5 protein-coding genes are annotated in these 4,765 nt (G+C 62.8%); all 5 read left to right on the forward strand.

Going from position 1 to position 4,765, the window contains the following annotated elements:
• A partial coding sequence (locus FJ980_RS34850; protein WP_246676593.1) for a phage tail tip lysozyme occupies nt 1–883 on the forward strand: 883 nt, incomplete at its 5' end.
• A 3-nt stretch (nt 884–886) separates the two neighbouring features.
• A complete protein-coding gene (locus FJ980_RS29215; protein WP_140547104.1) occupies nt 887–1,639 on the forward strand; it encodes a hypothetical protein in 753 nt (250 codons plus the stop codon).
• Complete coding sequence (locus FJ980_RS29220; RefSeq protein ID WP_140547105.1) at nt 1,639–2,271, forward strand: hypothetical protein; 633 nt, start codon at nt 1,639–1,641, stop codon at nt 2,269–2,271. The genes FJ980_RS29215 and FJ980_RS29220 overlap by 1 nt, the downstream gene beginning before the upstream one ends.
• A 7-nt stretch (nt 2,272–2,278) precedes the next feature.
• Nucleotides 2,279–2,686: a hypothetical protein gene (locus FJ980_RS29225; protein WP_140547106.1), complete on the forward strand. Its 408-nt coding sequence runs from the start codon at nt 2,279–2,281 to the stop codon at nt 2,684–2,686.
• A partial coding sequence (locus FJ980_RS29230; protein ID WP_140547107.1) for a hypothetical protein occupies nt 2,671–4,765 on the forward strand: 2,095 nt, incomplete at its 3' end. The genes FJ980_RS29225 and FJ980_RS29230, both read left to right, overlap by 16 nt.

Below are 4,765 nucleotides of genomic sequence, written 5' to 3' on the forward strand. Positions count from 1 at the left end.
CATTCTCGGCAACATCAGCGCGGAATCGGCATTCAAGCCGACGGCGATCGGCGATGCAGGCAATGCGTTCGGGCTGTTCCAGCACAATGACCGCGCCCCGCAGCTTCTGAGCGCCATAGGCGGCAAGGGCAATCTCGGCGACGTGCAGGGTCAACTCGATTTCGCATGGAAGGAATTGAACTCGTCCGAAAGCGGGGCGCTCGCCCGTCTCAAAGCCGCCCCGGATGTCCGTTCGGCCACAGCGGCATTCGCCGGCTTCGAGCGGCCTCGAGGCTTCTCGCTCGCCAATCCTGAAGGTGCCGACAACTTCTCCGGCCGCCTTTCCGGCGCTGAGCAGGCGCTCGATAAGTTCGGTGGCACCGCCGCCAAGGCAACCGGAAGTCTCGGGTCCTTGGGCGAGGGAATGGGGAAGATGGGCAGTGCACTCAGCCAGTTTCCCACAGCGCCCAGCGGCGGCGGTGGCGGTGGCGGCTTGCTCGGATCACTGTTTGGCGGTTTAAGCTCCGCGTTCAGCGGGACCAAGGCGTTTAGCTTTCTCAGCGCCAATCCAGGTGGCTATGTCAACTTTTATGCCGATGGCACCGAAAACGCGCCTGAGGGCTGGGCGTGGGTCGGCGAGCGCGGTCCCGAACTGAAGAAGCTCCGTTCTGGCGACGTGATCCGCAGCAACCCTGCCTCGATGCAGATGGCGGCAAACCAGAACCGCGGCCAGTCGCAGGGCAAGGTCGAGCTTCACGTCCACGTCACTGGCGCAAGCGGCGATGATCATGTCCGCACGCTGGCCAAGCAGGGCGCCCAAGAGGCGATTGGCGAGTATCACCAGGGCCAGGTGAATGGCGGTTTCGGCGATACACAGCGTCGCTACACTTCACAGAAAGGATAGGCGATGGGGTACATCAATCTCCCCACGCTCGACGTCAATTTCTTGAAGCCGGCTAGATTGTCCTTCGACACCAAGGGCGGCGGGTTGGAAGGTGGGCGCAACGGCCTCGGCGAATCGATCACGATCGAAACCAGCGGAGGGGGCGTTCTTGTCGGCTCCTACGAGAATTGTGTCGTACGGGCCCGCGAAGAGCATGAATACATCAATTGGATCGCGGCGCGCATGAACAGCTCGATCCGGTTTATGAATGTGCCGATCCTATCGGACTGGGTTGGGCCGTTCCCGGTCATGAACGGAGTTCCCCAGTCATTCATCACACGCATTCCCCATTCCGACACGTCGCTTTTTTCCGATGGTGCCGGCTACAGCCAGGCGACGGTGTTCGGCACCATGGGTGCAACTGCGGCGCTCAATGCTGGCCAGATCACGCTGAACATCTACGGCGCCGAGCGCAATCTGCGCTGGTCCGACTGGTTTTCGATCTATCACCCGACCAAGGGCTGGCGCGCTTATCGTTACTGGGAGAGTTCGGATCCTGTCACTGTCACCGAAACGGTGGAAGGCGTAGCCTACACCGGTTCGCAATACGTGCTGTCGCTCGACCGGCCGCTGCGCGAAGCGGTGCCGGCAGGAACGCGCATCGAGTTCGCGCGGCCGCGCTGCGTCATGAAGTTCCCGTCCAGCTTCACCCTGGCTTGGGAGGCCGAGGGCTGGTGGCAGTCGACGCCCACGATCCAGTTCGTTGAGGGCTTCTAATGGCCTGGCAGGACCTGATTGGCTCCTACTCGGTCGACTATGTGCCTCAAGAGGTCGTCGATCGCATGGGATCGAGCCATATACTTGGCATCTTCTTCCGGCTCGACAGCGATCCCGGCCTGCATATCTGGGCAGGCGTCAACGACATCCCGGCCGGCTTCGACAGCCTCGACGAGGATGGTACGGTCTATCTCGGCGGTGGCCGCCTGCTCAACATCCCGACGCTCGAGGTGCTGGTCAACGGTCAGAGCTCCAGCGTGGAATTCGGGATTTCAGGCATCGATCCGGATACCGCCGCCAATGTTCTTGACACCATGCCAGACGTTCGCGGCAAGGATTTGAAGATCGGCTTCACCACGCTGGACGACTACTATCAGCCGACGACGCCGATCATTGCGCTTTGGACAGGAACGGCGTCGCATCCCACCGAATCCATGCCGCCGGTCTCAGGCACCGACAATCCGACCACGACGCTGACGCTTGCCGTGGTTTCCGGATCGAACACCAGGTCGCGCGCCTCGCTGGTGCTGTGGTCGGGGCCGCACCAGAAGGCGATGTATCCGACTGACAAGTTCTGCGATGGCACTGCGCGTCTGGCGCGCGGCGTCGCGCCGGCATGGCCGAACTACTGAGGCACCAATGACGCTGGAACAGTATATCCGGCTTCCACACCGCTGGCAGTGGGGGTTCACCGACTGCACGCTATTCGCGGCCGACTGGGTGGTCGAGGCGACCGGCAAGGATCCAGGCGCCGATCTGCGCGGCACCTACTTCGATGCCGATGGTGCTGAAGCCATCCTGCGGGCCGCTGGCGGCTGCGAAGCCCTCGTCGGGGCAAAGCTCGGCGCCCAGGGATTTCAGCGCGTTCAGCAGCCGCAGGACGGCGATATTGGCATCATCAGCGCCATGACGGGTTTCGAGGCATCCGGCCTCGCGGTCAAGGAAATCCCAGCCATAAAATTCGGCCCGCTCTGGGCGGTGATGTCGGCGCGCGGGGCAATGGTGAAGCATCTCGACTGGACTGGCGTGGCATGGCGCATCGCGTGAACCCGTTCGACGATGCCTTGCGCCAGGCGCTGGCCACGGCCTCGCGCCGGCGGAGCTATAATCCTGGCATCGGCGCTTTCGAGACAGCGACGACGCAGGAGATAGTCGCAGAGGGCTGGCACGGCGCATATCGCTGGCCGGTCCGCAAGGACCCGATCTTCACGCCAATCTTTACCGCCATTCTTGGATCTGGCGGGTTCACGCTTTTCGGCACGACCGTCTCTTATGCGGCGATCGCCTCGGCTATTGCCACCACGGCCATCGTCGCCGGCGTGCAATACCTGCTTACGCCGAAGCCGCCGAAGCCGGAGGACGGCCGCGCGCCACTGACACAGCCGATCCCTTACCGGTTCTGGGGCGTTGGGGAGGCCAGGCTTGCCGGCCCAATGATGCTTTGGGAAGCGGTCGACAACCGGATGTATTCGGTGCAGGCGATCGTCGGCCATCGGATCAATGCCTACACCGGCTACTACCTGAATGACGACAAGGTCGAGCTCGACGGCAACACCGTCATCAGCCCGGACGGCGACCGATACAACGACGCCGATCCTGTACGCATCTATCGCCGACTGGGGCTGACACCGGAAACCGCGATTGCCGAGATCGTCGCCGATCTTGGCGCCGAAGGCGTCTGGACGTCGGAACATCGGGGCGACGGCCAGGCGTCGGTAGGCATGACATGCAACGCACCCGGTGCAGAAAACTTCCAGAAGCGGTTTCCCTACGGCAAGCCGGCTCTGTCGGTGGTCGCAGAACTGGCGCTGGTCTGGGATTTCCGCGATCCCGCGCAGGATCCGGAAAACCCGGCGACATGGGCTTTCTCGAAGAATTCGGCCCTCACTCTGGCCTGGCACGAATGTTTCAATCCTTTCGGCACCAAACGCGATTTCCGCAAGGCGCTGCTGCCGGTTCTCGACATGTGGCAGGAAGAGGCCGACGTCTGCGATGAAGACGTGCCCCGGGCCGCTGGCGGCACGGAGAAGCGCTATGAGTGCGGCGGCTTCGATACCACTGACCACGACCCGAAAAGCGGGACGAATGCCATCCTCGCCTCCTGCGACGGCTGGATGTGCGAGCGCGGCGATGGCGCGTTGCTTTTCGTCGCCGGCAAATTCAGGGAAAAGTATGTCGCCACGCTGACTGACGCCGATATCGTCGGCCACACCGTGCAGCACGATGTCCTGTTCGAGGAAGAGGTCAACCAGTTCATCCCGAAATTCACCTATCCGGCCACCGATTTCACGACGACCGACACCGACTTTTTCGAAGATACGCCGGCACAGATCGAGGCCGGTCGCGTCTTGCCACAAGACGGCAACTATATCTGGGTGCAGCAATGGCGGCAGGCTCGCCGACTCGGCAAGCGGGAGTTCGCGCGTCTGCGGGAGAAGAAGCGCGGCACGTTCGACGTCCGCTTCACCGGCATCAACGCCGTTTACGCGCCATGGGTCAGGCTGGCGACTCCGCGTCGACTGCCGTCGATGGATGGCAAGCTGATCGCTAACCGGCGGTCGGCCCTCTCCGTTTCGCGCGGCGGTTTTCAGATGACGTGGATCAAGATGCCTGGTTCCGGCCCGGAGATCGACGACTGGAACCCGGCGGTCGATGAAGGGGCGGCGCCACCCGTGCCGGCGAAGCCGGTTTCCGACGGCATCCCGAAGCCAATCATCGATACCGCGGCGGCAATATCCGGCAGCGGGACAGTCTACATCCGCCTCGCCTTGGTTGATCCGAACCGCAGTGATCTCACGCCGGCGCTGCGCTATCGCGTCGCCGATGTGGGCGGCGGTGTTCCTGGGGCCTGGATCGAGCAGAAATTCCCCGGGATCGCACCGGATGCCGGTCTCATCGTGCTGAACACCAATCCGGTTCCCGCCGACACATCGATCAACATCGAGGCCGTCTATATCGGGTCGAACGGCAGCTATGGCGATTACTCCGATAGCGAAACGGTGGTCTCCACAGTCGACAACACACCGCCGGCCACGGTCTCGGGTGTTGTCGCAACCGGCGGCGTCGGCCAGGTCGCACTGACCTGGAATACCCCGAACTCCGGCAACTATGTCGCCACCAATATCC

The sequence above is a fragment of the Mesorhizobium sp. B1-1-5 genome (assembly GCF_006443065.1).
Taxonomy (GTDB): domain Bacteria; phylum Pseudomonadota; class Alphaproteobacteria; order Rhizobiales; family Rhizobiaceae; genus Mesorhizobium.

Excerpts from the sequence above, each read along its gene's own strand:
- FJ980_RS29215 (WP_140547104.1), top strand. The coding sequence starts at position 887 with ATGGGGTACATCAATCTCCCCACGCTCGACGTCAATTTCTTGAAGCCG.
- FJ980_RS29220 (WP_140547105.1), top strand. The coding sequence starts at position 1,639 with ATGGCCTGGCAGGACCTGATTGGCTCCTACTCGGTCGACTATGTGCCT.
- FJ980_RS29225 (WP_140547106.1), top strand. The coding sequence starts at position 2,279 with ATGACGCTGGAACAGTATATCCGGCTTCCACACCGCTGGCAGTGGGGG.